General features: G+C 71.7%; 27 protein-coding genes. 17 read left to right on the top strand and 10 right to left on the bottom strand.

From position 1 onward, the window contains the following. Positions 1 to 47: 47 nt before the first annotated feature. The 3 genes from ACFHPP_RS24530 to ACFHPP_RS24520 all read left to right on the top strand — a co-directional run bounded on the left by ACFHPP_RS24530 (position 48) and on the right by ACFHPP_RS24520 (position 2,636). A complete protein-coding gene (locus ACFHPP_RS24530; RefSeq protein ID WP_437165868.1) occupies positions 48 to 1,019 on the top strand; it encodes a Bug family tripartite tricarboxylate transporter substrate binding protein in 972 nt (323 codons plus the stop codon). A gap of 85 nt (positions 1,020 to 1,104) precedes the next feature. Next, the gene (locus ACFHPP_RS24525) at positions 1,105 to 2,181 is read left to right on the top strand and encodes an asparaginase (protein WP_437165867.1); all 1,077 of its coding nucleotides are present in this window, start codon (positions 1,105 to 1,107) and stop codon (positions 2,179 to 2,181) included. Positions 2,182 to 2,291: 110 nt separating this feature from the next. Continuing rightward, a complete protein-coding gene (locus tag ACFHPP_RS24520; RefSeq protein ID WP_437165866.1) occupies positions 2,292 to 2,636 on the top strand; it encodes an antibiotic biosynthesis monooxygenase family protein in 345 nt (114 codons plus the stop codon). Between the two features lie 2 nt (positions 2,637 to 2,638). On the opposite strand, the gene cydC is transcribed toward ACFHPP_RS24520, so the two are convergent. Both cydC and cydD read right to left on the bottom strand, forming a co-directional pair. After that, entirely contained in the window at positions 2,639 to 4,294 is a 1,656-nt protein-coding gene (gene cydC, locus ACFHPP_RS24515; RefSeq protein ID WP_437165865.1) for a thiol reductant ABC exporter subunit CydC, read from the bottom strand. A 77-nt stretch (positions 4,295 to 4,371) separates the two neighbouring features. Beyond that, positions 4,372 to 6,060 (bottom strand): thiol reductant ABC exporter subunit CydD, encoded by a 1,689-nt coding sequence (gene cydD, locus ACFHPP_RS24510; protein WP_437165864.1) that lies wholly within the window; start codon positions 6,058 to 6,060, stop codon positions 4,372 to 4,374. A gap of 113 nt (positions 6,061 to 6,173) precedes the next feature. On the opposite strand from cydD, the gene ACFHPP_RS24505 reads away from it, so the two are divergent. Together ACFHPP_RS24505 and ACFHPP_RS24500 are read left to right on the top strand one after the other, a co-directional pair. Next, the gene (locus ACFHPP_RS24505; RefSeq protein ID WP_437165863.1) at positions 6,174 to 7,079 is read left to right on the top strand and encodes a polysaccharide deacetylase family protein; all 906 of its coding nucleotides are present in this window, start codon (positions 6,174 to 6,176) and stop codon (positions 7,077 to 7,079) included. Beyond that, positions 7,076 to 7,624, top strand: coding sequence for a lipocalin family protein (locus ACFHPP_RS24500; protein ID WP_437165862.1), 549 nt, complete (start codon positions 7,076 to 7,078; stop codon positions 7,622 to 7,624). Before ACFHPP_RS24505 ends, ACFHPP_RS24500 begins: the two co-directional genes overlap by 4 nt. On the opposite strand, the gene ACFHPP_RS24495 is transcribed toward ACFHPP_RS24500, so the two are convergent. Continuing rightward, positions 7,594 to 8,427: a GNAT family N-acetyltransferase gene (locus tag ACFHPP_RS24495; protein WP_437165861.1), complete on the bottom strand. Its 834-nt coding sequence runs from the start codon at positions 8,425 to 8,427 to the stop codon at positions 7,594 to 7,596. The two genes, ACFHPP_RS24500 and ACFHPP_RS24495, sit on opposite strands and share 31 nt — an antisense overlap. Before the next feature lies 1 nt (position 8,428). Further along, complete coding sequence (locus tag ACFHPP_RS24490) at positions 8,429 to 9,184, bottom strand: SDR family NAD(P)-dependent oxidoreductase (RefSeq protein ID WP_437165860.1); 756 nt, start codon at positions 9,182 to 9,184, stop codon at positions 8,429 to 8,431. 169 nt (positions 9,185 to 9,353) lie between these two features. Between ACFHPP_RS24490 and ACFHPP_RS24485 the strand changes: the two genes are divergently transcribed. The 3 genes from ACFHPP_RS24485 (at position 9,354) to ACFHPP_RS24475 (ending at position 10,972) form a co-directional block, all read left to right on the top strand. Beyond that, complete coding sequence (locus ACFHPP_RS24485) at positions 9,354 to 9,788, top strand: PaaI family thioesterase (RefSeq protein WP_437165859.1); 435 nt, start codon at positions 9,354 to 9,356, stop codon at positions 9,786 to 9,788. 64 nt (positions 9,789 to 9,852) lie between these two features. Beyond that, positions 9,853 to 10,542, top strand: coding sequence for a CBS domain-containing protein (locus tag ACFHPP_RS24480; RefSeq protein ID WP_437165858.1), 690 nt, complete (start codon positions 9,853 to 9,855; stop codon positions 10,540 to 10,542). A 205-nt stretch (positions 10,543 to 10,747) separates the two neighbouring features. Beyond that, positions 10,748 to 10,972 (top strand): hypothetical protein, encoded by a 225-nt coding sequence (locus ACFHPP_RS24475; RefSeq protein WP_437165857.1) that lies wholly within the window; start codon positions 10,748 to 10,750, stop codon positions 10,970 to 10,972. Here ACFHPP_RS24475 and ACFHPP_RS24470 read toward each other — a convergent pair. The 3 genes from ACFHPP_RS24470 to ACFHPP_RS24460 form a co-directional block, all read right to left on the bottom strand. Next, entirely contained in the window at positions 10,969 to 11,862 is an 894-nt protein-coding gene (locus ACFHPP_RS24470) for a DMT family transporter (protein ID WP_437165856.1), read from the bottom strand. The genes ACFHPP_RS24475 and ACFHPP_RS24470 overlap by 4 nt on opposite strands. A gap of 101 nt (positions 11,863 to 11,963) precedes the next feature. Continuing rightward, positions 11,964 to 12,482 (bottom strand): cysteine dioxygenase, encoded by a 519-nt coding sequence (locus tag ACFHPP_RS24465; RefSeq protein WP_437165855.1) that lies wholly within the window; start codon positions 12,480 to 12,482, stop codon positions 11,964 to 11,966. 103 nt (positions 12,483 to 12,585) lie between these two features. Then, the gene (locus ACFHPP_RS24460; protein WP_437165854.1) at positions 12,586 to 13,506 is read right to left on the bottom strand and encodes a LysR family transcriptional regulator; all 921 of its coding nucleotides are present in this window, start codon (positions 13,504 to 13,506) and stop codon (positions 12,586 to 12,588) included. Positions 13,507 to 13,618: 112 nt separating this feature from the next. On the opposite strand from ACFHPP_RS24460, the gene ACFHPP_RS24455 reads away from it, so the two are divergent. Together ACFHPP_RS24455 and ACFHPP_RS24450 are read left to right on the top strand one after the other, a co-directional pair. Then, complete coding sequence (locus ACFHPP_RS24455) at positions 13,619 to 14,626, top strand: tripartite tricarboxylate transporter substrate-binding protein (protein ID WP_437165853.1); 1,008 nt, start codon at positions 13,619 to 13,621, stop codon at positions 14,624 to 14,626. 10 nt (positions 14,627 to 14,636) lie between these two features. Beyond that, positions 14,637 to 15,503, top strand: coding sequence for a class I SAM-dependent methyltransferase (locus ACFHPP_RS24450; protein WP_437165852.1), 867 nt, complete (start codon positions 14,637 to 14,639; stop codon positions 15,501 to 15,503). A 1-nt stretch (position 15,504) separates the two neighbouring features. On the opposite strand, the gene leuB is transcribed toward ACFHPP_RS24450, so the two are convergent. Continuing rightward, positions 15,505 to 16,614 (bottom strand): 3-isopropylmalate dehydrogenase, encoded by a 1,110-nt coding sequence (gene leuB, locus ACFHPP_RS24445; protein ID WP_437165851.1) that lies wholly within the window; start codon positions 16,612 to 16,614, stop codon positions 15,505 to 15,507. Positions 16,615 to 16,772: 158 nt separating this feature from the next. Between leuB and dctP the strand changes: the two genes are divergently transcribed. From dctP to ACFHPP_RS24430, 3 genes are all read left to right on the top strand, one after another. Next, positions 16,773 to 17,813: a TRAP transporter substrate-binding protein DctP gene (gene dctP / locus ACFHPP_RS24440; RefSeq protein WP_437165850.1), complete on the top strand. Its 1,041-nt coding sequence runs from the start codon at positions 16,773 to 16,775 to the stop codon at positions 17,811 to 17,813. An 86-nt stretch (positions 17,814 to 17,899) separates the two neighbouring features. After that, a complete protein-coding gene (locus tag ACFHPP_RS24435; RefSeq protein ID WP_437165849.1) occupies positions 17,900 to 18,409 on the top strand; it encodes a TRAP transporter small permease in 510 nt (169 codons plus the stop codon). 4 nt (positions 18,410 to 18,413) lie between these two features. Then, complete coding sequence (locus tag ACFHPP_RS24430) at positions 18,414 to 19,709, top strand: TRAP transporter large permease (RefSeq protein ID WP_437165848.1); 1,296 nt, start codon at positions 18,414 to 18,416, stop codon at positions 19,707 to 19,709. A 6-nt stretch (positions 19,710 to 19,715) separates the two neighbouring features. On the opposite strand, the gene ACFHPP_RS24425 is transcribed toward ACFHPP_RS24430, so the two are convergent. Together ACFHPP_RS24425 and ACFHPP_RS24420 are read right to left on the bottom strand one after the other, a co-directional pair. Continuing rightward, positions 19,716 to 20,027 (bottom strand): hypothetical protein, encoded by a 312-nt coding sequence (locus tag ACFHPP_RS24425; protein WP_437165847.1) that lies wholly within the window; start codon positions 20,025 to 20,027, stop codon positions 19,716 to 19,718. Positions 20,028 to 20,606: 579 nt separating this feature from the next. Next, complete coding sequence (locus tag ACFHPP_RS24420; protein ID WP_437165846.1) at positions 20,607 to 22,025, bottom strand: M20 family metallopeptidase; 1,419 nt, start codon at positions 22,023 to 22,025, stop codon at positions 20,607 to 20,609. A gap of 123 nt (positions 22,026 to 22,148) precedes the next feature. Here ACFHPP_RS24420 and ACFHPP_RS24415 point away from each other — a divergent pair, with 123 nt between their 5' ends. The 4 genes from ACFHPP_RS24415 to ACFHPP_RS24400 all read left to right on the top strand — a co-directional run bounded on the left by ACFHPP_RS24415 (position 22,149) and on the right by ACFHPP_RS24400 (position 26,047). Further along, entirely contained in the window at positions 22,149 to 23,108 is a 960-nt protein-coding gene (locus ACFHPP_RS24415; protein WP_437165845.1) for an SPFH domain-containing protein, read from the top strand. Further along, complete coding sequence (locus ACFHPP_RS24410; RefSeq protein ID WP_437165844.1) at positions 23,093 to 23,545, top strand: NfeD family protein; 453 nt, start codon at positions 23,093 to 23,095, stop codon at positions 23,543 to 23,545. The genes ACFHPP_RS24415 and ACFHPP_RS24410 overlap by 16 nt, the downstream gene beginning before the upstream one ends. Positions 23,546 to 23,670: 125 nt before the next feature. Further along, on the top strand, positions 23,671 to 24,978 hold the full coding sequence (gltA, locus tag ACFHPP_RS24405) for a citrate synthase (RefSeq protein ID WP_437165843.1): 1,308 nt from the start codon (positions 23,671 to 23,673) through the stop codon (positions 24,976 to 24,978). A gap of 418 nt (positions 24,979 to 25,396) precedes the next feature. Continuing rightward, positions 25,397 to 26,047, top strand: a complete 651-nt coding sequence (locus tag ACFHPP_RS24400; RefSeq protein ID WP_437165842.1) for a hypothetical protein — start codon at positions 25,397 to 25,399, stop codon at positions 26,045 to 26,047. Positions 26,048 to 26,128 lie beyond the last annotated feature (81 nt).

Below are 26,128 nucleotides of genomic sequence, written 5' to 3'. Positions count from 1 at the left end.
CCCGCCCCGCCATCCTGCCGCCACAAGAAACGCCCGAGGACCCCTCCATGCGCCGCCGCCACATCCTGGCCGCCCTCGCCGCCCCCGCTTTGGTCCCCGCCGCGGCGCGCGCCCAGGGCACCTACCCCACCCGCAGCATCACCCTCGTCGTCCCCTGGGCGCCCGGCGGCTCCAACGACGTCGTCGCCCGCCTCGCAGCCCCCCTGCTCGGCGAGCGGCTCGGCCAGTCCGTGGTGGTCGAGAACCGCGCCGGCGGCGGCGGCTCCATCGGCATGGGCCAGGTCGTCCGCGCCCGGCCGGATGGCTACACGCTGCTGGTCTCCTCCGCCTCGAACCACGTCTTCCACGCCCTGGTCTCGCCCGACCTCGGCTACGACGTGCGCGAAGCCCTGCCCGGCATCGCCATGATGGTGGACGTGCCCAACGTCCTCGCCGTGAACCCCGCGCTCGGCGTCTCCAGCGTCCCCGAACTGCTGGCCAAGATCCGCGCGACGTCGGGCGGCCTGTCCTTCGGCTCCTCCGGCATCGCCAGCTCCAACCACCTGGCCGGGGAGCTGTTCCGCATGATGACCAAGGTGGACCTGACCCACGTGCCCTATCGCGGCGGCGGCCCGGTGGCGACGGATCTCTCCGCCGGCGTCATCCCGATGGCCTTCATGAACCTGCCCACCGTCATCGGCCCCGCCGATGCCGGCCGCATCCGCATCATCGGCGTCGGCACGGAGGAACGCGTGCGCTTCCGCCCGGACATCCCGACCATCGCCGAACAGGGCCTGCCCGGCTATTCGGTCCGCAGCTGGACCGGCCTGTTCGCCCCGCGCGGCACCCCGCGCCCGATCATCGACCGCCTGGCGGAGGCGATGCGCCAGGCGCTCGACAACGCCACCGTCAAGACCCGCCTGACCGACCTCGCCAGCGAGCCGATCTGGATGGCACCCGACGCCACCGATGCCTTCGTCCGCGCCGAGTTCGACCGCTGGGGGCCCGTGGTGCGCGCCGCCAACGTCACCACCGGCTGAACGGCTTGCACGTCTGGCCGAAGGCCGGCTTGCACCAATCCCGTTTCGCCTTCAGATATCGACGACCAGCGGAGGACAGTTGGACATGAGGGACGGCACCGGTTTCGTCGAGCTTGCGCGCATCTGGCGCGGCCCGCTGGTGGAAAGCGTGCATCGCGGCACCGTCGTGGTGGCCGATTTCGAGGGCCGGCTGGTCGGCAGCTGGGGCGATGCCGGGCTGACGACCTTCCCGCGCTCCTCGCTCAAGCCGTTCCAGGCGATGGCGCTGGTCGAAAGCGGCGCCGCGGACGCCTTCGGCCTGACCGACGAGCACATCGCCCTGGCCTGCGCCTCGCACAGCGCGGAGCCGTTCCAGGTCGCCCTGGTGAATGACTGGCTCGGCCGCCTGGGCCTCGACGAATCCGCCCTGGTCTGCGCCCCGGCCCTGCCGCGCGGCGAGGCCGACATGGGCAACGCCTTCGCCGGCGGTGGCCCGCGCCGCATCTACCACAACTGCTCCGGCAAGCATTGCGGCTTCCTGACGGTCGCGAAGCACATGGGCGCCGGCCTGGACTACGCCGACCCGTCGCACCCGGCGCAGAAGCTGTATCTCTCGATCCTGTCCGAATACCTCGGCCAGGACGCGGCCAAGCTGCCGATGGGCCGCGACCAGTGCGGCCTGCCCGCCGTGGCGCTGCCGATGCGCAGCCTCGCCCGCGCCGCCGCCCGCCTCGCGCTGGGCTATTCCGGCGACGCCAACCGCCGCGCCGCCGCCCGCCGCATCCTTGGCGCCATGGCCGCGCACCCCGACCACCTGCAGGGCACGGACACCGCCACCGCCCGCGTGGTCCGCGCCACGAACGGCCGCGTCGTGCTGAAGGGCGGCGCGGAGGGTTTCCTGATGGCGATGGTCCCGGAACGGGGCTTCGGCATCTGCATCAAGACCGCCGATGGTTCGCCGCGCGCCAACTTCGCCGTCCTCGCCCGCGTCCTCGGCCACTACGGCGTGCTGGAGACGGAGCAGGCCGAGGCCCTCATCCCCGAGCTCTGCCCCCCGATCACCGACAGCACCGGCGCCCTGGTCGGCGGCACCGAGATCGTCTTCGAAAAGCCCGTCCCCACCACCCCCACCAAGGCCAGCCTCGGCTTCTGGTTCGGCGGCGTGAAGGAAGCCTTCTTCTGAAAAAGCACTCTCCCCCCAACGGGGGGAGAGGGTTGGGTGAGGGGGGGCCCTCCCCGTCATTTCGGCGCCCCCCGAAGCATCACACCCCCCAGCGCGCTACACCGGCCCCCATGATCGCCGTCATCTTCGAAGTCTGGCCCGCCAACGGCGAACGCCAGCCCTACCTCGACCTCGCCGCCGCGCTCCGTCCGGAGCTCGAGACCCTCGACGGCTTCCTCTCCATCGAGCGCTTCCAGTCCTTCGCCGACCCGGACAAGCTCCTCTCCCTGTCCTTCTGGCGCGACGAGGCCGCCATCCAGGCCTGGCGCCAGCGCGAGACCCACCGCGCCAGCCAGGCCAGGGGCCGCGCCGGCGTCTTCCAGGACTACCGCCTGCGCGTCGCCGGTGTGCTGCGCGACTACGGGATGCAGGACCGCGCCCAGGCCCCCGCCGACAGCCGCGCCACCCACGGCTGAACTCAGCCGGTCGCGAAGATCGCCTTCCTCGCCGCCAGCCGGAAGATCCGCGTCGGCCGCTCCACCCCCACCAGCCGGTGCACGATCAGGATCACGCTGCGCCCCGCCGTCGCCTCGTCCAAGGTCTCCAGGAAGGCGCGCTCCGTCTCGGGGTCCAGCCCCGCCGCCGGCTCGTCCAGGATCAGCACCGGCGCCTCCGACAGCAGCGCGCGGGCCAGCACCAGCCGCCGCGCCTGCCCGCCGGAAAAGCGCACCCCCGCCTCGCCGCAGCGCGTCGCCAGCCCATCCGGCAGCGCCCGCACCACCTCCCCGATGCCAGCCCGGTCCAGCGCCTGCCACAGCGCCGCTTCCTCCGCCTCCGGCCGGCCGATCCGCAGATTGGCCTCGATGCTGTCGTCGAACAGCCGCGCATCCTGCGTCAGGCAGGCGATCCGCCCGCGCACCGCATCCGCCGGCAGCGTCGCCAGATCGACCCCGCCGAGCGTGATCCGCCCCGCCTGCGGCGCCGCCAGCTTCAGCAGCAGCGAGGCGAGCGTGGATTTCCCGATCCCCGAAGGCCCGAGCAGCGCGATCCGCGCCCCCTCCGGCACCTCCAGGTCCAGCCCATCGAACACCGGCGCCCGGTCCGCCGCCCACTTGAAGTGCAGCCCCTCGATCCGGATCGCGTGCCCGCGCGGCGTCGCCACCGGCGCCTGCGGTTCCGCCACCGGCGGCGCCTGGTCCGCCGCCTCGAACAGCCGCCGCGCGCTCGCCCCCGCCGCCGCCAGCGCCGCCCCGGCCCGCGGCATCAGCCCCAGCGCCTCGCCCGCCGCCGTGGCCAGGAACAGCCCGAGCACCGCCGCCGCGACCCCGGCCTGCCCGGACGCCAACCCATAGCCCAGCGCGCCGAGCATCGCCGCCTGGCTCAGCAGCGCCCCCGCCGCGCCGCCCCAGGCGCCGCGCCGCGCCAGCGCCCGCTGCGCCGAGGCCAGCGCCGAGCCCTCCTGCGCCACCCGCGCCGAGGCCCGTGCCTCCGCCCCCGCCGCCAGCGTATCCTCGATGCCCGTGAGCGGATCGACCACCGCCGCCCGCAGCGCCCCCTGGCTTTCCGCCACGCGCTGCCCGGCGGACGCCGCGCCCGGCGCCAGAATCGGCGGCAGCAGCAGCGCCGCGGCCAGCGGCAGCGCCACCAGCGCCGCCAACGCCGGGTCGATCGCCCCAAGCACCAGCGCGATCGCCAGCACCGCCGCCACCCCCGCCACCCCCGGCACCACCGCGCCGAGATAAACCCGGTCCAGCGCATCGATATCCGACACCAGCCGCCCGAGCAGATCCCCCGCCCGCCGGAAGCCGAGCCCCGCCGGCAGCCGCTCCGCCAGCCGCCGGAAGAACCAGATCCGCGTATCCGCCAGCGCCCGGAAGGTCGCCGCATGCGTCACCAGGCGTTCCAGGTAGCGGAACAGCGGCCGCAGCAGCACCACCGGCCGCAGCCAGATCAGCGCCGCCGCGCCACCCGCGAAAAGGGTGCCTTGCGCCACCCCCTCCGCCACGCCCCGCCCCGCCAACCCGAGCAACGCCAGCCCCGCCAGCGCCGCCGCCACGGCCATCGCCGCCCCCGCCGCCAGCCACCAATATCGCCCGCGCCAAAGCCCCAGGACCCGCAGCAAATCCCGCGCCATCCCAAAGCCCTCTCCCCCTTCAGGGGGTTTGACGCATTGCGTCAAAGGTTGGGTGAGGGGGCCGGCGCCGACCTCCCTCATTCCCCCGCCAGCCTTCCCGCCACGCCCTGCTGCCCCACGGCCCGCCCGGCCTCGATCTCCAGCACCCGCCCCAGCGCCCGCTGCGCCGCCCGGCTATGGCTCGCGATGATCGCGGTCCGCCCCGAACACAGCCGCCGCAGGCTGTCCAGCACCTCCGCCTCCGTCCCCGGGTCCAGATGCGCCGTCGGCTCGTCCAGCAGCACCAGCGGCGCATCCCGCAGGAAAGCCCGCGCGATCGCCACCCGCTGCGCCTGCCCACCGGACAGCCCGAAGCCGCCCTCGCCCACCAGCGTATCCAGCCCCTGCGGCAGGCCCTTCGCGAAATCCACCACCCGCGCCGCCACCGCCGCCGCCTCGACCTCCGCCGCCGAGGCCCCCGGCCGCGCCAGCGCGATGTTCTCCCGGATGCTGGCGCGGAACAGATGCGCCCGCTGCCCGACATAGGACGACAGCCGCCGCAACTCCGCCGGCGCCAGCCTGGTCGCATCCCGCCCGTTCAGCGAGATCCGCCCGCCATCCGGCCGCCGGAACCCCATCAGCAGCCGCAGCACGGAGGATTTCCCCGCCCCCGACTGCCCCGCCAGCACCAGCGTCTCCCCCGCCATCACCCGGAAGCTCAGCCCATCCAGCGCGGGCGCGCGGGTCGGGTCGTAGCTGAGGCGCACATCCTGGAACGCCACCGTCAGCCTGCGCGGCATTTCCTCCAGCACCAACCCGCCCGCCGGCTCCGCCTCCAGCAGCGGCGCCAGTTCCGCCGCCGCGCCGCGCGCCGAAAGCCGCTCGTGATAGGCCTGGGAGAAGGCCCGCAGCGGCGTGAACAGCGCCGGCACCAGCAACAGGCAAAAAATCGCACCCGCCGGGTCGGGATGGTTGGCGCCCAATATAGCCCCGTGCCGGATCGCCAGGCACGCGATCGCCCCCGCCGCCAGCGCCTCCATCGACGCCGAGGACAGGAACGCCACCCGCAGCACCCGCATGGTCCGCGCCCGCAGGTCCTGCGCCGCCACGCCCAGCGCCTCGGCTTCCGCCTCCTGCCGCCGGAACAGCACCAGCGTCGGCAGCCCGCGCATCCGGTCCAGGAACCGCCCCGAAAGCTGGTCGAGCGCCGCGAATTGCCGCCGGCTGGCCTGCGCGGCGCCGATCCCGGTCAGCGCCATCGCCACCGGTACCAGCAGCGCCGCGACCAGCAAAATCGCCCCGCTCGTCGCATCCACCGTGAAGGCCGCCAGCACCACCAGCGCCGGCCCGATCATCGCCAGCATCGCCGCCGGCAGCCAGCGCGTGAGAAACCCCTCCAGCGCCTCGATCCGGTCCACCACCAGCGCCGCGCGCTCGCCCACCGGCCGCTGGTCCCCGGCGCCGCCGGCCAGCAGCCGTTCGAACGCCGCGCCGCGCAGCCGGGCCTTCGCCGCCTCCCCCGCCGCGATCAGCGCGCGTTCCTGCGCAACGCCAAGCCCCGCCGAGACCAGCGCCAGCGCCGCCACCGCCGCCAGGCTGCCCCAGCCGGCCTCGCCATATCCCAGAAGCCGCGCGATCAGCGTCGCGATCAGCCAGGCCTGCGCGATGCCGATGGCGACCTGCGCCGCGCCCAGCCCCACGGGCAGGCCCAGCCGCCGGCGTGCCGCCCGCGCCTCGCGCTGCAGCAGCGCGGACGCCGCATCCCCCCCTTGTCTCGCCCTTGGCATGTCACCTCGTAAGATACGCCAGCCGCACGCTTTGGTCACCCCGCCGTGACCAATGGACTTGCCCTGTGGCGCGAAATCCCCACCCTGCCCTCACCGCCGCCGGAGACCGCCGCATGCTGCCCACCCATGGTCGCTACGCCTACACGCCCTGGCGCGGCCGCACGCCCTATGCCTGGCCCAACGGCGCGCGGCTCGCCGTCTATCTCGGCGTCAACCTGGAACACTTCGCCTTCGGCGAGGGCCTCGGCGCCGAACTGGCCGCCGGCGGGCCTCAGCCGGATGTCCTGAACTTCGCCTGGCGCGACTACGGCAACCGCATCGGCGCCTGGCGCCTGCTGGACCTGCTGGACGAACTCTCGCTCCCCGCCACCGTCCTGCTGAACAGCGCGATGTATGACTACGCGCCGGCGCTAATCGCCGCCCACCGCGCCCGCGGCGACGAGATGGCCGGCCACGGCCGCACCAATTCCGAACGCCAGTCCATCCTGCCCGAATCGGCCGAGGCCGCCCTCATCGCCGAATCGACCGCCGCGATCCTGCGCGCGGAGGGCACCGCCCCGCGCGGCTGGCTCAGCCCCTGGATCGCCGAAAGCCGCACCACGCCGGACCTGCTGGCCGAGTCCGGCTACCGCTACTCCATGAACTGGTGCGCCGACGACGCCCCGATCTGGATGACCACCCGCGCCGGCCCCCTGCTCGCCATGCCCTACCCGCAGGAGGTCAACGACATCCCCGCCATCGTCGGCCGCAAGGACTCGTCCGAGCTGTTCGCCAACACCATCCTGGACGATTTCCACGAACGCCTGCACCAGGTGGCGGACGGCCTGCCGCAGGTCATGGGGATCGCGCTGCACCCCTACATCATCGGCCAGCCGCACCGCCTGCGCCACCTGCGCCGGGCGCTCACCGAGATCGCCCGGCACCGCGACGCCATCTGGATCACCACCGCCGGCGCCATCTTCGACCACGTCGCCACCCTGCCCCCCGGCACCATCCCCGGCTCGGAGTTTTGCGAATGACCCGCCTCCTCGCCCTCGCACTGCTGCTGGTGGTCTCGGCCTGCAGCACTGCGCCCACCGCGCCGCCGCCCGCCACCGTCGCCCAGGTCGACCTCGCCCGCTACGCCGGCACCTGGTTCGAGATCGCCCGCTTCCCGAACAGCTTCCAGGACGCCCCCGGCCAGGTCTGCATCGCCACCACCGCCACCTACGCCGCGCGCCCGGATGGCCAGATCGCCGTCACCAACCGCTGCGAGGACGCTGCCGGCCGGCCCAACATCGCCACCGGCAGCGCCTACGCCGTGGCGGGCACCGGCAATGCGAAGCTGCGCGTCAGCTTCTTCTGGCCCTTCTACGGCGACTACTGGGTACTCGGCCTCGACCCCGACTACCGCTGGGCCCTGGTCGGCGCCCCCAACCGCGACTACCTCTGGATCCTGTCCCGCACCCGCACGATGACGGAAGCGGACACCGCCGCCGCCACGGCGATCGCAGCGCGCGAGGGTTTCGACATCACGCGCCTGCGCCGCACGCCTCAGCCCAGCTCGAACGTCGCCACGCCGTAAAGCTGCCCGGCCCGGATCTCCGGCGCCGGCCCGGTGTACATCCGCGCCGTCTCGAACACCGGCCGCAGCCCGACCCGCTCCGCCAGCCGCACCGCCTCCCGGTGCGGCTCCGGCACGTCGAGGAACACCGGCCCGCCCGGCACCCGCGCCAGCAGCCCCGCCAGCAGCGCCTCCGCCACCGCCGGCGACGCCGCCACCAGCGGCCCCACCTTATGTCCCTCCCGCGCCGGCCGGATCACGCCGAACCCGTCCACCACACCCGAAGTCACATGCGCCAGCGCCACATGCCCCGGCGCCGTCAGCCAAGCGCGCAGAAAGGCCTCCCGCGCCGCCGGAAACACGCCGCGGTCCAAGCCCGCCAACGCCGCGAAGGGCACCTCCCCCGCCGCCACCAGCCCCGCCGCCGGCACCGCCAGCGCGGCGGGCACGCCGCCGAACCGGATGTTGTTCCACGCCAGCACGAACCCCGATTTCCGGTAGTTGTCCTGCTGCGCCACCACCCCATCCAGCCCGACCAGCCGCCCGGCCAGCCGCGCCATCGCCGCCCGCCACACCGCCATCCCATGCCCCTGCCCGCGCCGGTCCGGCCGCGCGATGTAGAAGCCGATGAAGCCGAAATCCGCGCCGTAGCGCGTCGCCGAAATCACCGAGGACAGCGCGCCCTCCTGCTCCACCGCCAGGAACAGCCCCGCATCCTGCGCCAGGAAACACGGCAAATCGGACAGCCCCGGATTCCACCCCTCCGCCGCCGCCCACTCCACCGCCGTCGCCGCCCGCGCCGCATCCAGCGTGACGATCCTCATCTCAGTGCATCACGTCCCCGCCATTCGGCGACAGCGTCGCACCCACGAAGAAATCCCCGCCCGGCGAGGACGCCAGCAGCAGCGCCGCATGCGCGATCTCCTCCGGCTGCCCGACCCGCCCCAGCGGCAGCTTCGCCCCCGTCCGCTCCGCCCACCCCTCGCCGAGCTGCGCCGTCAGGTCGCTCACCACCGGCCCCGGCGCGATCGCGTTCACCAATATGCCCTTCGGCGCCCCCTCATGGGCCAGCGCCCGCGTGAAGCCGATCAGCGCCGCCTTCGCCATGCAGTACGGCACGATGTTCGCCGCCCCCTTCAGCCCGAGCTGACTCGCCGTGGTGATGATCCGCCCGCGCCCGCGCGCCGCCATCCCCTCCCACACCGCCTGCGCCGCGAAGAAGCTCGCCTTCACATGCACGTCCATGACCCGGTCGAACATCGCCTCCGTCACCGCCTCGATCGGCCCGCGCAGGTTCAGCCCGGCATTGTTCACCAGCACGTCGCACGGCCCCAGCGCCGCCTCCGCCCCCACGATGAAGTTTCGCAAACCCGGCAGGTCGCCCACGTCGAGGTCCACCGCATGCACCCGCCGCCCCATCGCGGTGATCTGCGCCGAGACCTCCGCCGCACCCGCCTCGTCGTGCAGATGGCAGAAGGCAATATCCGCCCCTTCCCCGGCGAACAGCAGCGCGATGGCGCGCCCGATCCCGCGGCTGCCGCCGGTGATGATCGCCACCTGCCCCGCCAACGCACTGGTCATGCCAACAGCCTCCGCATCGCCGCGCCAAATGCATCGCGGATCGCCCCGGCGACCGATACCCCATGCCCGCTCCCACCGCCGCCGGCAAGACACCGCCCAGGCGCCGCCCCGCGCCCCTTGCGGCGACCCGATTCCAGGCGATGCTGCCGCACCCATCGAAAGCTGCCGCATGCCCGACACGCACGCCAACATCACCCTCGCCGAGATGCAGGCTCGCGTGCACCAGGGCGTCCCCCTCGCCGCCGCCTGGGAGATCGAGGTCCTGTCCTTCGGCGCCGGCCTCGCCCTGCTGCGCCTGCCCTTCCGCGCCGACCTGCTGCGCCCCGGCGGCACCGTCTCCGGCCCCGCCCTCATGGGCCTCGCCGACGTCGCCATGTGGGTCGCGCTGCTCTCGCTCAGCGATGGCCAGGACGAGAGCCTGACGGCCAGCCTCGCCATCACCTTCCTCCGCCCGCCGCCGCCCCGCCCCGTCCTGGCCGAGGCCTGCGTCATCAAGCGCGGCCGCAGCCTGTCCTACGGCGAGATCACGCTCCGCGCGGAGGGTGCCGCCGAGCCCTGCGCCCACGTCACCACAAGCTGGGCCGCCAGGCCCCTACCAAGATGACAACCCCTTCACATTACACGCCCGCAATCCCATATCCTGTCCAACGGAACTGGAGGAACGCAAGATGCGGGCGCGCGACCTGATGACCCCCGACCCGATCAGCTTTCCACCGGAAACCCCGATCCAGGTCGTCGCCCGTGCCTTCGCCGAGCGCGGCATCTCCGGCGCCCCGGTCGTCGATGCCGAGGGCCGCCTGGTCGGCATGGTGACGGAGGGCGACCTGCTGCGCCGCCTCGCCGCGCCGGCGGACAAGCCCGAATCCTGGATCGCCACCCTGCTGGCCCCCGCCGCCAGGCAGGCCGACCGCTTCGCCCGCACCCATGGCCGCACCGCCGCCGACGTCATGACCCGCGGCGCCGTCTCGGCCGAGGAAGACATGCCGATCGAGAAGCTGGCGCAGGCCATGGAGCAGCGGAACATCCGCCGCATCCCCGTGGTGCGCGGCGACAGGCTGGTGGGAATCGTCTCCCGCGCCGACCTGATCCGCGCGCTTCTGCAACCGGCCGAGGATCTCGCCGCCGACGCACCGGATGAACGCATCCGCCGCGACCTGGTCGCCGCCATGAAGACCCAGCCCTGGATCGATGCCTTCTACATCTTCCCCGAGGTCAAGGACGGCGTCGTCTATTTCCACGGCTTCTGCCGCAACGAGTCCGTCCGGCGCGCCCTGCACGTCCTGGCGGAGACCCTGCCGGGCGTCCGCGACGTGAAGGTGATGGTGGAACGCCCGCCGCTGCCCGTCATCGGCGCCTGATCCGCGCCGGACGGGCGAAGAACACGCTCCGGCGAGTCAAAAGGTATTCGGCGCTTTCGCCTTGAAGTCGCCGAAAATCGAGACCAGGATTTTCAATTGAGGCCCGGGCCCCTCTGGCGGCGCACCCCCGGCATTCCGCGATGTCGGGCCTCCAACCTGAAACCGCCGCGCCCCCGCGCGGCGCGAAGGAAAAAAGGTGGGTGTCATGGATGGCTCTGGCTTCAGCGTGTCGGATGGATCGCTCAAGGGTCGGCTCGCCGAACGCCTGCGGGAATTGGACCTCCAGATCACGGCCGAGCGCCTGCGCGCCACGCCGGACGAGGCGCTGATCCGCCGCCTCAGCCGGGAAAAGCTGCTGGCCCGCGACCGTGTCGCCGCCCTCGGCGGCTGCGCCATGCCCCGCTGGGCCCGGGACTCTCCTAATCCCTAAACACGACGCCCGGTGAACAGCACCGCCGCCAGCATCGCCACCACCGCCAGCACCACCCCGGCGAGCTTCGCCCAGCCGAGCGGCTCGCCCAGGATCAGCACCGAAAGCAGCACCGCCGCCACCGGCACCATCGCTGTCAGGCAGGCGGTGCGCGTCGCGCCCATCAACTCCCCGGCCCGCGCATACAGCGTCGTCGCGATGGCGGTGGACATCACCCCCTGTCCCACCGCCTGCAGCATGTTCGACTGCCAGGGCATGTCCGGCACCACGCCGCCGCCCAGCAGCAGCCAGGGCGGCAGCAGCACCGCCGCCGACAGCACGCTCATCGCCGCATTGCCCGCCAGGGCCGGTATCCGCCAGCGCCGCAGCAGCAGCGTGAACGCCGCCCACACCGTGCCCGCAGCCACCAGGATGATGTCGCCGCGCCAGGCCCCCGGATGCGCCCCGCCGATGCCGTCCCAGCCGATCAGCAGCACGCCGCAGGCAATGAATCCCAGCGCCACCGCCCGCCCGCGCGTCGGCCGCTCCCCCAGCAGCGGCACCGCCAGCACCGCGCCCATCACCGCCGCGGTGATCGGCGCGATGGTCCCGCCATGGCTCGCCGGCGCATAGACCAGGCCCCAGCCGAACAGCAGCGCATTCAGCGCGCCCCCCGTCGCCACCAGCCCCATCAGCTTCGGCAGCCCGATCCCGGCCAGCACGTGCCGCGCCCGCCAGGCAAACGGCGCCAGCACCAGCGCCGCCGCGCCGTAGCGCAGCGTCGCAAGATCCAGCGGCGAATACCCCGCAACCGTCCCGCTGCGCGCCACCACCGCCTGGCCACCCCAGGTGATCGCCGCGACGAGACCGAACAGCAGCCCGATGACCAGGTTGCGGGAAGCCGGCGTCAAGCGCGCGGCAATGCGGAGGTGCGGATCACGGACCGCAGCCTACCCGGTCCGGCTGGGCTTTCCCAGGCACGCTGTCAAACCGGACTTCGCCCGGCACGCTGTCAGGCCGCGTGAACCTCGTTCACATCCTGCCCGAAGCGGTCGAAGCCGACGCCGTAGCAATGGATGGAGATCGCCGTGCGGCAGGACAGGTTGGCCAGCCGGTGGATCAGTGTCGGATCGGCCGGCCCATGGCTGCCCTCCCCCGGCCGCAGCAACTGCGTGGCCCGCGGCTGCGGCACATCCCCCGCCGCCGCCGCCGGGGTGTAGTACGTCTCCGTCAGCACGCCCTGATGCACGCCCAGCGCGCACCAGGTCCGGTGCCCATGCACCGGCGACATCTGCCCCGGCCGCCAGACCAGCGCCACAACCGCATAGCCCTCCCCGGCCCGCAGCAGGTGCCGCACATACCGGTCCGGACAGCACGGGCAATCCAGCCCCGCCAGCAACCCTGGGTCCGCCGCAAACGCCTGGATCGCCCCCGCCACCGCCCCCGGCCGCTTCGCATCCGGCTGCCGCACCGCGGCATCGATGCCGGCGAGCATGGTCTCCAGCTTCGGGCGGGCGCGCATGTAGGTCATCGGCGGGTTCTTCCTCGATGACCGAAAGACTACACTCTGATTTTTCTCTCCTGCAAGCAGGAAGTAGATCGCGATTCTCCAAACACCCTCCTCCGCAGCGTGTTCATCCCACAACATCCCGCGCCGCCCGCCGCACCGCAGCGACGAAGCGCTGCACCACCGCCGAGCCATCGCTCCGCCGCGTCGCCAGGTTCAGCAGCGCGTGCGGCCGGTCGGACGGATCGAGCGCCCGGTAGATCACGCCTTCCATCGTCATCCGCTGCAGGGAGGAGGGAACGCAGGAAATCCCAAGCCCTGCCGCCACCATGCTCAGGGTCGAGGTGATCCGCGGTGCCAATTGCGTCGAGGCGCCGATCGATCCGACCAGCGGATCGAAGCCTGCCCCCCTGCAGGCGGCGATCGTCGCATCATACATGCCGGTTCCCGGCGGCCCGTAGAGGATGAAGCTCTCCTGCGCCAGGCGCCGCAGCGGGATCGGCGCCTCCGCCCGCGCCAGCGCATGCGTGTCCGGCAGCGCCACCACCATCGGCTCCGCCAGAAGTGGCGTCACCAGCAGATCCTCGGCGCCCGCCGCCGCCGTCCGAATGAAGGCGACGTCCAACTGATTGCCGCGCAGCCGCCCGATCTGCTCGTTGCTGAGGCATTCCTCCAGCGTCAGCACGACCATCGGATTGGCGTCGCGGAAGGCGCGGACGCTGCGCGGCACCAGCGGGTGGAACGGCGCGGTGGAGGTCACCCCGATGCAGAGCCGGCCCTGCTCGCCCCGCGCGGCCCGGCGCGCATTCTCCATCGCCCGGTCCATCTGCGTCAGCGTCATCCGCGCCTGCTCCAGGAAGGCCCGGCCTGCATCGGTCAGTTCGACGCCGCGCGCCTTGCGCCGGAACAGCAGCACGTCGAGTTCCCGCTCCATCGCCTTGATCTGCAGGCTCAGCGGCGGCTGCTGCAGGCCGAGCCGCTCGGCCGCGCGGGTGATGTGCCCTTCCTCCGCGACCGCCACGAAGTAGCGGAGGTGCCTGAGTTCCACTGCCATATCTCCCGCATATGGATTTCGCGTCGAACATATCATGGCTCGCCGGGCCAGCCGGGCCTACTGATGCGCGGCGCGCGTCATCCGCCCCTCGTCAAGGAGCACCCCGATGCAGCTTCCCCGCCGCCAGGTCCTGCGCTGGTCCGCCGCCGCCCTGCCGCTCGCAGCAGCGGCGCAGCCGTTTGCCAGAGCGGCGCAGCCGCCCGCGCCCGGACCCCAGGCCTACCCCTCCCGTCCGGTGCGGGTCATCGTGCCCTTCGCGCCCGGAGGTCCGAACGACCTGGCCGCCCGGATCATAGCCCAGAAGCTGTCGGACCAGCTCGGCAAGCCCTTCCACGTCGACAACATCGGCGGCGCCGGCGGCAACATCGGCATGGGCCAGGCTGCCCGCGCCGCGCCGGATGGCCACACGCTTCTTGTCGCCGCGCCCAACCTCGTCATCAACCCCAGCCTGTTCGGCCAGGTCCCCTACGATGTCGCGCGCGACTTCGCCCCGGTGACCATCGCCGTCGCGGCGCCCACGCTGCTCGCCGTGCATCCCTCCCTCCCGGTCCGGGACGTCGCCGGCCTCATCGCGCTGATCCGCGCCAATCCGCGCACCCACAGCTATGCCTCCCCCGGCATCGGCACGCCGCCGCATCTGGTGGGGGAGATGTTTCGCCTCTCGCTCGGCCTCGACCTGGTCCATGCTCCGTTCACCAGCGGCGGCCTCGCCATCGGCTCCGCGGTCGCCGGCCACACCCCGGTCTCCTTCGGCGCGCTGCCGCCCGCCGTGCCGCATGTCCGGGATGGCCGCCTGCGCGCGCTTGCCATCACCAGCGGCCGCCGCGCGGAGGCGCTGCCCGGCATCCCCACCATGGCGGAGGCCGGCCACCCCGATGTCGCCGCCGACATCTGGACCGCCGTGCTGGTACCCACCGGCACGCCGGACGCGATCGTCACGCTGCTGCATGCCGAGATCGGGAAGCTGCTCGCCCTGCCGGATGTGCAGGCGCGCCTCGCAGGCCTCGGCTTCGACAGGCTCGCCCTGCCGCCGGCCGAAAGCGCCGCGCAGTTCCAGGCCGAGGGCACGAAATGGGCCCGGTTGATCCGTGACGCCGGCATCCGCGCGCAATAGGCTGCGCCGCATGCCGGACCAACCCGAGGCGATCACCGAACAGGGCCGCCGCGTCGCCACCCACTGGTCGCGCCTGGCCGTGACGCCGGAGGGTGCGCGCCGTGCGCTCGAGGCGCGCGGCATCGACCCGGCCGCGGCCAGGCCGGAGGATCTGCACGCCGTCGACATGATCCACATGGGCGGCCTCACCGCCACCGATACGCTGGCGGAGCTTGCCGGCATCGGTCCCGGCCAGCTTGTGCTCGATGCCGGCAGCGGCGTCGGCGGTCCGGCCCGCCGCCTCGCCAGCCGCTTCGGCGCCCGCGTCACCGGCGTCGAACTCAGCGAGACGCTGCACCGGACCGCCATCGACCTCACCCGCCTCGTCGGACTTGAGGAGAAGGTCCGCCTGTTGCAGGGCAGCATCCTGTCGCTGCCCTTCGACGACGCAAGCTTCGACGCGGTGATCCTGCAGCACGTCGCCATGCAGATCTCCGAGAAGGGCCGGCTTTTCAGCGAGCTTGCACGGGTGATCCGGCCCGGTGGCTGCCTCGCCCTGCACGAGATCTTCGCCGGTTCCCCTTCCTCCGGCCCGGGTGAGCTTCACTACCCGCTGCCCTGGGCGACCGACCCCGGCATGTCCGCGCTCGAAACCCTGCCCGAATGCCGGTCCCGCCTCGCAGCCCTCGGCCTCGCCCCCGGGGACTTCCTGGACCAGAGCGAGGCCGGCCGGCGCTTCCACGCCGCCAGCATCGCCGCCTATGACCGTGCCGAGGGGCCGGGTTCGCTGGGCCTCAGCGCCCAGGCCATGCAGGCGCGCCGCGCCGCCTCCGTCGCCACGGAGCGCAACCTCGCCGAAGGCCTGCTTCGGGTCGGCATGATGGTGGCGCGGCGATAGGTCACCCGCCGAGCCTTTCCAGCACCGCATCCCCCATCGCCGCCGTCCCCAGCACCACCTCCCCCGGCAGCGCGATATCCGCCGTCCGCGCCCCCGCCCCCAGCGCCGCGCCCACCGCCGCCTCCACCTCCCGCGCCGCATCCTCCGCCCCGGCACTCCAGCGCAGCAGCAGCGCGACGGACAGGATCGCCGCCAGCGGGTTCGCCACGCCCTTCCCCGCGATATCCGGCGCCGAGCCATGCACCGGCTCATACAGCGCCCGCCGCCGCCCATCCGGCGCCGGCGCGGACAGCGAGGCACTCGGCAGCAGCCCCAGGCTGCCCGCCAGCGCCGCCGCGCCATCGGACAGCAGGTCGCCGAACAGGTTGTCCGTCAGCACCACGTCGAAGCGCTGCGGATCGCGCCCGAGCATCAGCGCGCAGGTATCGGCCAGCATGTGGTCCAGCGTGATGTCGCGGAACTCGTCCTGGTGCAGCGCCGTCACCACCTCCCGCCACAGCGCGCCCGCCTCCATCACATTCGCCTTGTCCACGCTGGTCAGCCGCCCCCGCCGGCCACGCGCCAGCGCGAAGGCGAAGCGCGCGGCGCGGATGATCTGGTCCTCGGTGTAGACATGCGTGTTGACGCCGCGCCGGGCGCCATCCGCATGCCGCTCGATCCCGCGCGGCTCGCCGTAATAGACGCCGCCCGAAAGCTCCCGCACGAACACCAGGTCGACCCCCGCCAGGATGCGCGGCTTGAACGGGGAGACCTCGTCCAATGCCCGTTCCGCCCGCACCGGCCGCAGATTCGCGAACAGCCCGAGCCGCCGCCGCAGCGCCAGCAGGCTGCCCCGCGCCCGTTCCTCCGGGGAGACAGCCCCGCGCCCCAGGCTGTCCGCCGCCCCGAACAACACCGCATCGGTCCGCGCCAGCACCGCCTCGGTCTCCGCCGGCAGCAGCCGCCCGGTCGCCCGCCACACGGCATTGCCGTAGGGCATCTCCTCGATCACCAGGTCCAGCCCGTGCCGTGCCTGCATGTGCCGCAGCACCCGCAGCGCCTGGCCCGTCACCTCCGGCCCGATGCCATCGCCCCCGAGCGCCAGGATATGCACGGGTCGGGTCTCGGTCATGGCAGGCTTCCTCGGGTCTTGGCGTGCCCTGAATCCGGCCCGAACCGCAACTGGTCAAGCCGCCGAAACGCCCCCTTGCTTAACCCCGCCGCGCGCCCGCATTCTCCGCCCCCGGAACAGCCGGCCGGAAAGGCGCGGCAGATAAGGGAGGGGACCCGATGACGACCTTGATCACCCGCCGCCTGGCGCTCGCCGCCGCGGCCGGCGCACTGGCCAGCCCGCACGTCGCGCGCGCCCAGACGCAGTACAAATCAGAATACAAGCTTTCCGTCGTCGGCAACCGCACCATCCCGCTGGCCGATGGCGCCTTCAAATGGGCCGAGCTCGTCACCGAGCGCTCCGGCGGCCGCATCAACGTCAAGGTCTATCCCGGCAGCCAGCTCGTCGGCGGCGACCAGACCCGCGAACTCGTCGCCATGCGCCAGGGCGTCATCGACTTCGCCGTGTTCTCCACCATCAACATCTCGCCGCAGATCCGCGAGATGAACCTGTTCTCCCTGCCCTTCCTGCTGCAGGACAGCCGCGGCTTCGACGCCATCGTCAAGGGCCCGATCGGGGCGGAGCTGTTCCGCACCCTGGAATCCCGCGACGTGCAGCCGCTCGCCTGGGGCGAGAACGGCTTTCGCGAAATCTCCAACAGCAAGCGCGCCATCCGCACGCCGGAGGATCTGCGCGGCATGAAGATCCGCTTCGCCGCCGGCGCCATCTTCTCCGAGATCTACACCGCCCTCGGCGCCAACCCGGTGCAGATGTCCTTCGCCGACCTTCAGCCCGCGCTCTCCACCGGCGCCGTCGATGGCCAGGAGAACCCGGTCAACCTGTTCCTCGGCTTCCGCATGGACACGCTGGCGCAGCGCCACCTCACCATCTGGAACTACGTGGCGGACGCCGGCATCTTCCTGCTGACCAAGCCGGTGCTCGCCAGCTTCTCGCCGGCCGACCGCGAGCTGGTCCGCGCCTGCGCCCAGGAAGCCGCGGACATCCAGATCGCCGCCAGCCGGAAGGGCCTCGGCGCCGGCGGCGACCGCTCCTCGCTCGATGAACTGGCGCGCCGCAACGTCACCGTCACCATCCTGTCGGACGCCGAGAAGCAGGCCTTCGCCCGCGCCACCCGCGGCGTCTACGACAAATACGCCCAGACCGTCGGCGCCGACCTCGTCCGCCGCGCCGAAGCCGCCATCGGCACCGCCCGCGCCTGAAGCATCAAGCCCTCTCCCCCTTGGGGGAGAGGGTTGGGTGAGGGGGACCCACAACCACCCCACGCTCCGCATCCCGGGACCGCCCCATGACCGAACACGCCGACATCCAGGCCCCCGGCCTGCAACTGGGGGAGGCGCCGCCGCGCATCCCGGTGACGATCGAGGGCGCCATCGGCGCCGCCATCATGGGCGCCCTCGCCCTCATCACCTTCGCCAACGTCGTGGTCCGCTACTTCACCAACGTCTCCTTCGCCTTCACCGAGGAATACTCGGTCGCCCTGATGGTGGTGATGGCCTTCGTCGGCGCCGCCGCCGCCTTCGGCAACGACCGCCACATCCGCATGACCTTCTTCACGGAGAAGCTGCCGCTCCGCACCGCCCGCCTCGTCGAGCAGTTCGTCCTGCTGGTCAGCCTCGGCATCTTCGCCGCCATCGCCTGGCTCGGCGCCTGGTACACCTGGGACGAATACCGCTTCGAGGTGCTGTCCCCCGGCCTCGGCGTGCCGTCCTGGTATTACACCGTCTGGATGCCGCTGCTGTCGGCCGTGATCTGCCTGCGCATCGCCGGCCGCATGTGGCGCGTGGCGCGGGCCTGATCCGATGGTCCTCGAAGGCTCGCTCATCCTGCTCGGCGTCTTCTTCCTGCTGCTGTTCATGGGCGTGCCGATCGGCGTCTCGCTCGGCCTGGCGGGCTTCCTGGTCATCGCGGTGGAGGGTCTCGGCGTCATGGCCCTGCCCACCAACATCTGGACCGGCATCGCCAAATACCCGCTGCTGGCGCTGCCGATGTTCGTGCTCGCCGGCATGGTGTTCGAACGCGCCGGCGTCGCCGCGCGCCTGGTCGTCTTCGCCCAGGCCCTGGTCGGGCCGCGCCGCGGTGCGCTGGCCATCGTCGCCGTGCTGGTCTGCCTGGTGCTCGGCGGCATCAGCGGATCGGGTGCGGCGGATTCCGCCGCCGTCGCCGCGGTGATGCTGCCGGCGATGATCAAGCAGGGCTACCCGCGCGCCTATTCCGCCAGCCTGATCGCCGCCGCCGGTTCCACCGCCGTGCTGATCCCGCCCTCCATCCCCTTCATCGTCTATGCCGTGCTGGTGCCGGGCGTGTCCGTGCCCGCGCTGTTCCTCGGCGGCGTCATCCCTGGCCTGCTCGCCGGCCTGGCGCTGCTGGTGCCCGCCATCATCCTGGCCCGCCTGCACGGCTTCGGCCTGCCCCCGGCCGACGAGGTCCGCCCGCCGCTCTGGGGCTCCTTCAAGGACGCCATCTGGGGCCTGCTCGCGCCCATCGTCATCCTGGGCGGCCTCCGCTCCGGCGCCTTTACCCCGACGGAGGCCGCCGTCGTCGCCGTCTTCTACGGCCTGTTCGTCGGCCTGTTCATCTACCGCGTCCTGAGCATCCGGGACCTCTACGCCGTGCTGCGCGACAGCGCCGAGATCTCCGCCGTGGTGCTGATGATCGTGGCGCTGGCCAGCATCTTCGCCCACGCCGGCAGCACCGTCGGCGCCTTCGACGCGCTGGCCCGGACGCTCGTCGGCATCACCGGCAACGAGACGCTGATGCTGCTGATGATCACCGCGCTGGTCCTCGTCGCCGGCATGCTGATCGACGCCATCTCCATCTTCCTGGTCTTCCTGCCCATCCTGCTGCCGATCGCGCGCGCCTTCGACTGGGACCTGACCTGGTTCGGCATCCTGCTGACCATGAACGTCGCCATCGGCGCCTTCACGCCACCCATGGCGGTGAACCTCATGGTCACCTGCAAGGTCGCCGGCGCCTCGATGGAATCGACCATCCCCTGGGTGATCTGGTTCGTCCTGGCGATGCTCTGCGCCCTGCTGCTGGTCGCCTTCTTCCCGGAACTCGCGCTGTTCCTGCCGCGCCTGTTCGGCGACCTGTAGCGATCCTCAGCCCGCCGCCCGCAGGCGCCTGTCATGCAGCGCCGACAGCTCCGCCCGCCGGCGCTCGAGATCCGGCTTCGCCCAGTCCGCCGCCAGGCCGAGGGCCCGGTCGAACAGGCGCAGCCCGAGGCCGGGACGCCCGCGCCGGGCGCAATGCGTGGCCAGGTTGGCGAGATAGACCGGGGATCGGCCGCGATCCGGCCGCTCGAAGCGCGGCGGCGGAATCCGCCCACCCTCAGGAACCCGAGGACCAGCGGCTGCAGCAGGTCCATCTCCGCCAGCGCCATCGACACGGGATGGTCTCCGCGCGGCAGCCACACCATCCGCGCATCGGGAAAGGCCGGCAGCACCTCGCGGTCGACATACATCTGGTCCTCGCGCATCAGCGGATCATAGATCACGACCATCGTGCCGCTGCCGCGTGGCGCATCCGCCAGGTGGATGTGGCGCAGTGGCACCCTGCCGCGCCACTCCAGGCCCCGGGACCCCGGCAGGTCCGGATGGATCGACACCATCGGCGACAGCGCCAGCGCCGAGGCGTCCAGCGTCCCGGCATACATCAGCGCCGCGAAAGCCCCCATGCTGACCCCGTAGATCACCACGCGACCATAGCCCGCGGCCGTCGACGCCACGGCGGCGCGGAACGCCTCCGGCACCAGGTCCTGGTACCAAAGCTCCGCCCGCTTCTGCACCGTCACCAGGTCGAAGCCCGATTTCAGCAGGAAGTGCTGGCCGAAGCCGGGCTCGTCCGGATCATTGTGGTACATCTCAGCGAAGGTCACCACCAGCACGTCGCCGCTACGGGCGGCGGCGCGGTGATGGCGGATGACGGAGTGGCCGTTGTCCAGCAGCAGCGTGGTCATGCGGTGCATCGCGGACACCCCCGGCCAGGTCCTGCTACAGGCTCATGTCCAGCGCCGGCTTCGCATCCGCCGGCAGCGGGCTCTCATACGGCTTGCCGCCCGTCCGCTTCGCATGGTCCGCCTTGGCCTCCGCGATGATCGAGGGATTCTTCAGCGCATCCACCGCCGTCCCCGCCATCACCTTCGCCACATGCACCATGCCCTTGTGCGCCGCCGGCAGCTTGCCCTGGCCCGTCAACTGCCAGCTATGCCCCGGCGTGCCGATCGCATAGGTCGCCCCCCGCGCCTGCACCGTCGGCACCTTCCAGGACACGTCGCCGACATCCGTGCTGCCGATCATCGGCACGCCTTTTGCCCCGTCCGGCACCACCTGCTCGCACAGCACCTCGCCCTCGCGTGGCTCCACGCCCACGCGCCGCCAGGCGGACAGCACATCCTCCGCCGTCATCGTCGCCTGGAACTCGGCGGCCTTCGCCCGGTCCGCATCATCCCATTCCGGCGCCCCCAGCCGCGCCAGGTTGGCGTGCATCGCGCGCTCGAGCGGCGTGTTCCCCATCAGGTTCGACACGGCGGAGACCACCCGCGTCGTCACGCTGCATTCCGTCATCAGCGCCGCGCCATCCGCGATCTTCCGCACCCGCACCACCAGTGCGTTCAGCTCGGTCACGTTGCGGGCGCGGATCAGGTAGCGCACCTTCGCCGTCGGCTGCACCACGTTCGGCGCGATGCCACCCGCATCCAGATACGCATAATGCACCCGCGCGTCGGAGGGCATGTGCTCGCGCATGTAGTTCACGCCGACATTCATCAGCTCCACCGCATCCAGCGCGGACCGCCCGAGATGCGGCGCCGCCGCGGCATGGCTCGCCCGCCCGACGAAGGAAAAGTCGATGCGCGTATTCGCCAGCGAAATCGCGTCATCCACCCCAGCGAAGGCCGCCGGGTGCCAGGTGATGGCGATGTCCACATCGTCGAAGGCGCCGTCGCGCACCATGAACCCCTTGGCCGCGCCGCCTTCCTCCGCCGGGCAGCCATAATACCGCACGCGGCCGGGCAGCCCGTTCGCCTTCAGCCAGTCCTTCACCGCCGCCGCCGCCATCAGGCTCGCCGAGCCCAGCAGGTTGTGGCCGCAGCCATGCCCGCGCGTCTCCCCCGGCACCGGCCGCGGCTCCGCCACGCCCGCTTCCTGCGACAGCCCCGGCAGCGCGTCATACTCGCCGAGGATCGCGATCACCGGCCCGCCCTCCCCGGCCTCCCCCATCACCGCCGTCGGGATGCCGGCGACATTGGTGGTCACCTTGAAACCCTCGGCCTCCAGCATCGCCTTGTGCTCGGCGCTGCTGCGATGCTCGTCGTAGCAGAGCTCCGGCATCCCCCAGATCCTGTCCGCCAGCGCGACATAGGGCTCCCGCCGCCCATCGATGAGCTGCCAGATCTGTTCCGCATTCTGCATCTTCGACATCCCTTGCGTCATGCCGCCAGTATCGGGCCGAGCCCTGTACGCACGCAACCGCCCCACCTGCTATGGCCCCACCTGCTATGATATGTTGCCAAACCGGCCCGAAAGGCGAGCGCCATGCCCGAACTCAACCTGCCCACCCTGGTGCTCCTGGTCGTCCTGGTGCTCGCCGTCATCACCGTGGCGCAGGGCGTCCGCACCATCCCGCAGGGCCAGGTCTGGACGGTGGAGCGCTTCGGCGCCTTCACCCGGCTGCTGTCACCCGGCCTCAACCTCATCATCCCCTACGTCGACCGCATCGGCCACCGGTTGAACGTGCAGGAGGTGGTGCTGGACATCCCGGAGCAGTCCGTCATCACCAAGGACAACGCCACGGTCGCGGTGGACGGCATCGTCTACTACCGCGTCATGGACCCGGCGAAGGCCGCCTACGCGGTGCAGGACCTGACCCAGGCGCTGGTCGCCATGGCGATGACCAACATCCGCGCCGTGATCGGCGAGATGGACCTCGACCAGACCCTGTCCTCCCGCGACCGCATCAACACCTCCCTCCTCACCATCCTGGATGGCGCGACGGACCCCTGGGGCGCCAAGGTCAGCCGCGTCGAGATCCGCAAGATCGAACCGCCCGAGACCCTGATCCGCGCCATGAACCTGCAGATGACGGCGGAACGCGAACGCCGCGCCGCCGTCGCCAAGGCGGAAGGCGACAAGCAATCCCTGGTGCTCCAGGCCGAGGGCCGCCGCGACGCCGCGCTGCGCGACGCCGAGGCGCGGGAGGCCCTCGCCCAGGCCGAGGCCAACGCCACCCGCATGGTGGCCGAAGCCGCCGCCGGCGCCGGCGCCGACGCCCTGCGCTACTTCATCGCCCAGCAATACGTGAAGGCGTTCGAGGCGATGGCCGCCAACCCCTCCTCCCGCCTGGTCATCGTGCCGATGGAAAGCGCGGCGCTGGCCGGCGGCATCACCCAGGCCATGGAACTGCTGCGCGGCACCCAGCCCACGCCAGGCACCCCGCCGCCACCCGCCCCCGGCGGCGGCCTTATCCCGGGAGGCAGCCCGTGGAACCGGGCCTGATCTGGATCCTCGCCGGGCTGCTGGCGCTCGGCGCGGAACTCGTCCTGCCGGGCGTCTACCTGGTCTGGGCCGGGCTCGCCGCCATCGGCACCGGGCTTGTGATCCTGGTGGCAGGTCCCGCTTTCGCCTGGGACGTCGCCCTGTTCCTGGTGCTGCTGGCCGCCGGCGTCGCCCTGTCCCTGCGCCACCGCCGCGGCGGCCCCACCCGCCGTGTCAACGCCCCCGAAGCCGGCCTCGCCGGCCGCCGCGCCACCATCCTCCCCACCCCCGATGGCGCGCTCCGCGTGCGGCTCGGCGACAGCGAATGGCCCGCCCGCCTGCCACGCGGCGTGCCCGGCGTCGTCCCCGGCACCGCCGTGCGGGTGGAGGCGGTGGATGGCCTGGTGCTGGTCGTCCGTCCGATCGAAACCGAGGCCCAATCCGCCGCCCCTCCCTGACCCAACCAAGCTTTCACTTGGCGGCACGTTGCCAAGCGCCCGCATCGCCGCCATCTTGCGGCGCACCATAACGGCACCGCGATTTCGCCCGCGGCGCCGCACCCCCGCCTGCGAGGAAGCATGCCATGACCGTCACGGCCAACGGGTCCGTCACCTTCACCCTGGACGGCTCCAATCGCAGTACCAGCCTGCCCATCCTCAAGGGCGTGCTCGGCCCGGATGTCGTCGACATCCGCAAGCTCTACGCCGATCTCGGCGTCTTCACCTTCGACCCGGGCTATGGCGAGACCGCCAGCTGCGAAAGCCAGATCACCTACATCGACGGTGATGAGGGCGTGCTGCTGTACCGCGGCTACCCGATCGACCAGCTGGCGGAGAAGTCCGACTTCATCGAGGTCTGCTACCTGCTGATGAACGGCAACCTGCCAAACGCCAAGGAACTCGCGGAATTCCGCAAGGGCGTCACCTACCACACCATGGTGCATGAGCAGATCCGGCGCTTCTACGACGGCTTCCGCCGCGACGCGCACCCGATGGCGATCATGTGCGGCGTGGTCGGCGCGCTCGCCGCCTTCTACCACGACAACCTCGACATCAACGACGCCCACCAGCGCGAGATCGCCGCCTTCCGGCTGATCGCCAAGGTGCCGACCATCGCGGCGATGGCCTACAAGTACAGCCTCGGCCAGCCCTTCGTGTACCCGCGCAACGACCTGTCCTACGCCGCCAACTTCCTGCACATGCTGAACAGCGTCCCGGCCGAGCCCTACAACGTCTCGCCGACGCTCGCCAAGGCGATGGACCGCATCCTGGTCCTGCATGCGGACCACGAGCAGAACGCCTCCACCTCCACGGTGCGCCTGGCCGGCTCCACCGGCGCCAACCCCTTCGCCTGCATCGCCGCCGGCATCGCCGCCCTCTGGGGCCCGGCGCATGGCGGCGCGAACGAGGCGGTGCTGAAGATGCTGGCCGAGATCGGCCACGTCGACAACATCCCCGCCTTCATCGAGAAGGTGAAGGACAAGAACTCCGGCGTGAAGCTGATGGGCTTCGGGCACCGCGTGTACAAGAACTTCGACCCGCGCGCGAAGATCATGCAGGAATCCTGCCATGAGGTCCTGTCCGAGCTCGGCATCAAGGACGAGCCGCTGCTGGACATGGCGATGGCGCTCGAGAAGGTGGCGCTGGAGGACGATTACTTCGTCTCCCGCAAGCTCTACCCGAACGTGGATTTCTATTCCGGCATCATCCTCAAGGCGATGGGCATCCCCACCAGCATGTTCACGGTGATCTTCGCCGTGGCCCGCACCGTCGGCTGGGTCAGCCAGTGGAAGGAAATGGTCGAGGACCCGGCGCAGCGCATCGGCCGCCCGCGCCAGATCTACACCGGCCCGGCGCAGCGCGACTACGTCGCGGTCCCCGAGCGCGGCTGAAGCATGGCCCCGATCCCGGATCCACCCGCCATCGGGGTGGGTCCGGGCCCAGCCAGGACCGTCCCACCACCTCCAGCGCCTGCCAGCCCCGCCCTGCGGGGCTTTTTTTTCGCCGCGGCGCCGCGGACGCAGCCGCCGCCGGTCCGGTCGTTGCGGAATCGATAAATCCACAGCCGGCAATTGCGGCGCCTCGCCAAGCAATTGAAACCCTGTGGAAAATTCCGCCCGCGCAATTGTCCGCCAACTTCGCGCCCCGCGCTCAAAGCACCGCCCCCCTGCGTTGCCGCGCTGCAAAGGCATCCGTTCTGCAACCCGGAGTCGCAAATTCTTAAGATTCCCGGGGATTTCGCCTTGAACTCGCAAGCAGTTCAGGGAATCTATCTACGTAGGGTTGATATTCACAGGGGACAGAAACCAAATGAGCGAAACTCTCCGCCTGGGCTCCGGCAAGGAGCTTGATGAACTCGTGCGCACACGCCTGCGGTGCTGTCCGCAGCGGCCACCCGGCATCACCCGCACACCGAAGCAGCCCGGCACCTGGCTGCGCGGACGCCCGGGCGAGCCCTCGCTCGTCGCCCAGCCCTTCCTCAAGCTGCCGGGCACCAACACCTACCGCACCATCCCGGACGGCCTCTGGCTGCATTTCAGCCCGGACCCGCTGGACCGCTACGCCGACATCCTGTGCATCGAGGCCTGCGGCACCATCGCCAACCTGCAGGACAAGCGGGCCCGCTTCGCCCCCTCCACCTGCTCGCTGCTGGTGGTCTGCCCGGTCCGCTGGATGCTGGACCGCGTCGACCCCGAGGACAGCACCCCCCGCTGGCGCCTGATCCACCTGCTGCGGCAGGCACCGGTCGAACCCCTGGTCCTGCCGGTGCGCGACGTGCGGGTGCTGTATGGCCTCAAGTCCCGCCACTACCTCGGCTTCGCGAAGTCGCAGATGCCGCAGCCGCACGAATACTTCTGCCCGATGGACGCGCTGACCGCGAAGGACGGGCACGAGGCACCGGAACTCCAGGGCCTGATCGGCCGCGCCAGCGCCGCCGCCAACTTCATGACCCCTCCCTGATCGCCGACCGCACCCCGGCGGTGGGGGGGGGGGGGGGGGGGGGGGGAAGAAAAAGGAGGAGGTTTGCGAAAAGGGGGGAAG

The organism is Falsiroseomonas sp. E2-1-a20, assembly GCF_051433195.1.
Taxonomy (GTDB): domain Bacteria; phylum Pseudomonadota; class Alphaproteobacteria; order Acetobacterales; family Acetobacteraceae; genus Falsiroseomonas.
Note: the sequence above shows the minus strand (reverse complement) of the source record. Positions and strands in the feature narration are given on the sequence as shown.

Excerpts from the sequence above, each read along its gene's own strand:
- ACFHPP_RS24495 (WP_437165861.1), bottom strand. The coding sequence starts at position 8,427 with ATGAGGATCGTCACGCTGGATGCGGCGCGGGCGGCGACGGCGGTGGAG.
- ACFHPP_RS24450 (WP_437165852.1), top strand. The coding sequence starts at position 14,637 with ATGCCGGACCAACCCGAGGCGATCACCGAACAGGGCCGCCGCGTCGCC.
- ACFHPP_RS24525 (WP_437165867.1), top strand. The coding sequence starts at position 1,105 with ATGAGGGACGGCACCGGTTTCGTCGAGCTTGCGCGCATCTGGCGCGGC.
- cydD (WP_437165864.1), bottom strand. The coding sequence starts at position 6,060 with ATGCCAAGGGCGAGACAAGGGGGGGATGCGGCGTCCGCGCTGCTGCAG.
- ACFHPP_RS24530 (WP_437165868.1), top strand. The coding sequence starts at position 48 with ATGCGCCGCCGCCACATCCTGGCCGCCCTCGCCGCCCCCGCTTTGGTC.
- ACFHPP_RS24420 (WP_437165846.1), bottom strand. The coding sequence starts at position 22,025 with ATGCAGAATGCGGAACAGATCTGGCAGCTCATCGATGGGCGGCGGGAG.
- ACFHPP_RS24475 (WP_437165857.1), top strand. The coding sequence starts at position 10,748 with ATGGATGGCTCTGGCTTCAGCGTGTCGGATGGATCGCTCAAGGGTCGG.
- ACFHPP_RS24520 (WP_437165866.1), top strand. The coding sequence starts at position 2,292 with ATGATCGCCGTCATCTTCGAAGTCTGGCCCGCCAACGGCGAACGCCAG.
- ACFHPP_RS24435 (WP_437165849.1), top strand. The coding sequence starts at position 17,900 with ATGACCGAACACGCCGACATCCAGGCCCCCGGCCTGCAACTGGGGGAG.
- ACFHPP_RS24490 (WP_437165860.1), bottom strand. The coding sequence starts at position 9,184 with ATGACCAGTGCGTTGGCGGGGCAGGTGGCGATCATCACCGGCGGCAGC.
- ACFHPP_RS24505 (WP_437165863.1), top strand. The coding sequence starts at position 6,174 with ATGCTGCCCACCCATGGTCGCTACGCCTACACGCCCTGGCGCGGCCGC.
- ACFHPP_RS24480 (WP_437165858.1), top strand. The coding sequence starts at position 9,853 with ATGCGGGCGCGCGACCTGATGACCCCCGACCCGATCAGCTTTCCACCG.
- ACFHPP_RS24455 (WP_437165853.1), top strand. The coding sequence starts at position 13,619 with ATGCAGCTTCCCCGCCGCCAGGTCCTGCGCTGGTCCGCCGCCGCCCTG.
- gltA (WP_437165843.1), top strand. The coding sequence starts at position 23,671 with ATGACCGTCACGGCCAACGGGTCCGTCACCTTCACCCTGGACGGCTCC.
- leuB (WP_437165851.1), bottom strand. The coding sequence starts at position 16,614 with ATGACCGAGACCCGACCCGTGCATATCCTGGCGCTCGGGGGCGATGGC.
- ACFHPP_RS24415 (WP_437165845.1), top strand. The coding sequence starts at position 22,149 with ATGCCCGAACTCAACCTGCCCACCCTGGTGCTCCTGGTCGTCCTGGTG.
- ACFHPP_RS24430 (WP_437165848.1), top strand. The coding sequence starts at position 18,414 with ATGGTCCTCGAAGGCTCGCTCATCCTGCTCGGCGTCTTCTTCCTGCTG.
- dctP (WP_437165850.1), top strand. The coding sequence starts at position 16,773 with ATGACGACCTTGATCACCCGCCGCCTGGCGCTCGCCGCCGCGGCCGGC.
- cydC (WP_437165865.1), bottom strand. The coding sequence starts at position 4,294 with ATGGCGCGGGATTTGCTGCGGGTCCTGGGGCTTTGGCGCGGGCGATAT.
- ACFHPP_RS24500 (WP_437165862.1), top strand. The coding sequence starts at position 7,076 with ATGACCCGCCTCCTCGCCCTCGCACTGCTGCTGGTGGTCTCGGCCTGC.
- ACFHPP_RS24485 (WP_437165859.1), top strand. The coding sequence starts at position 9,354 with ATGCCCGACACGCACGCCAACATCACCCTCGCCGAGATGCAGGCTCGC.
- ACFHPP_RS24400 (WP_437165842.1), top strand. The coding sequence starts at position 25,397 with ATGAGCGAAACTCTCCGCCTGGGCTCCGGCAAGGAGCTTGATGAACTC.
- ACFHPP_RS24465 (WP_437165855.1), bottom strand. The coding sequence starts at position 12,482 with ATGACCTACATGCGCGCCCGCCCGAAGCTGGAGACCATGCTCGCCGGC.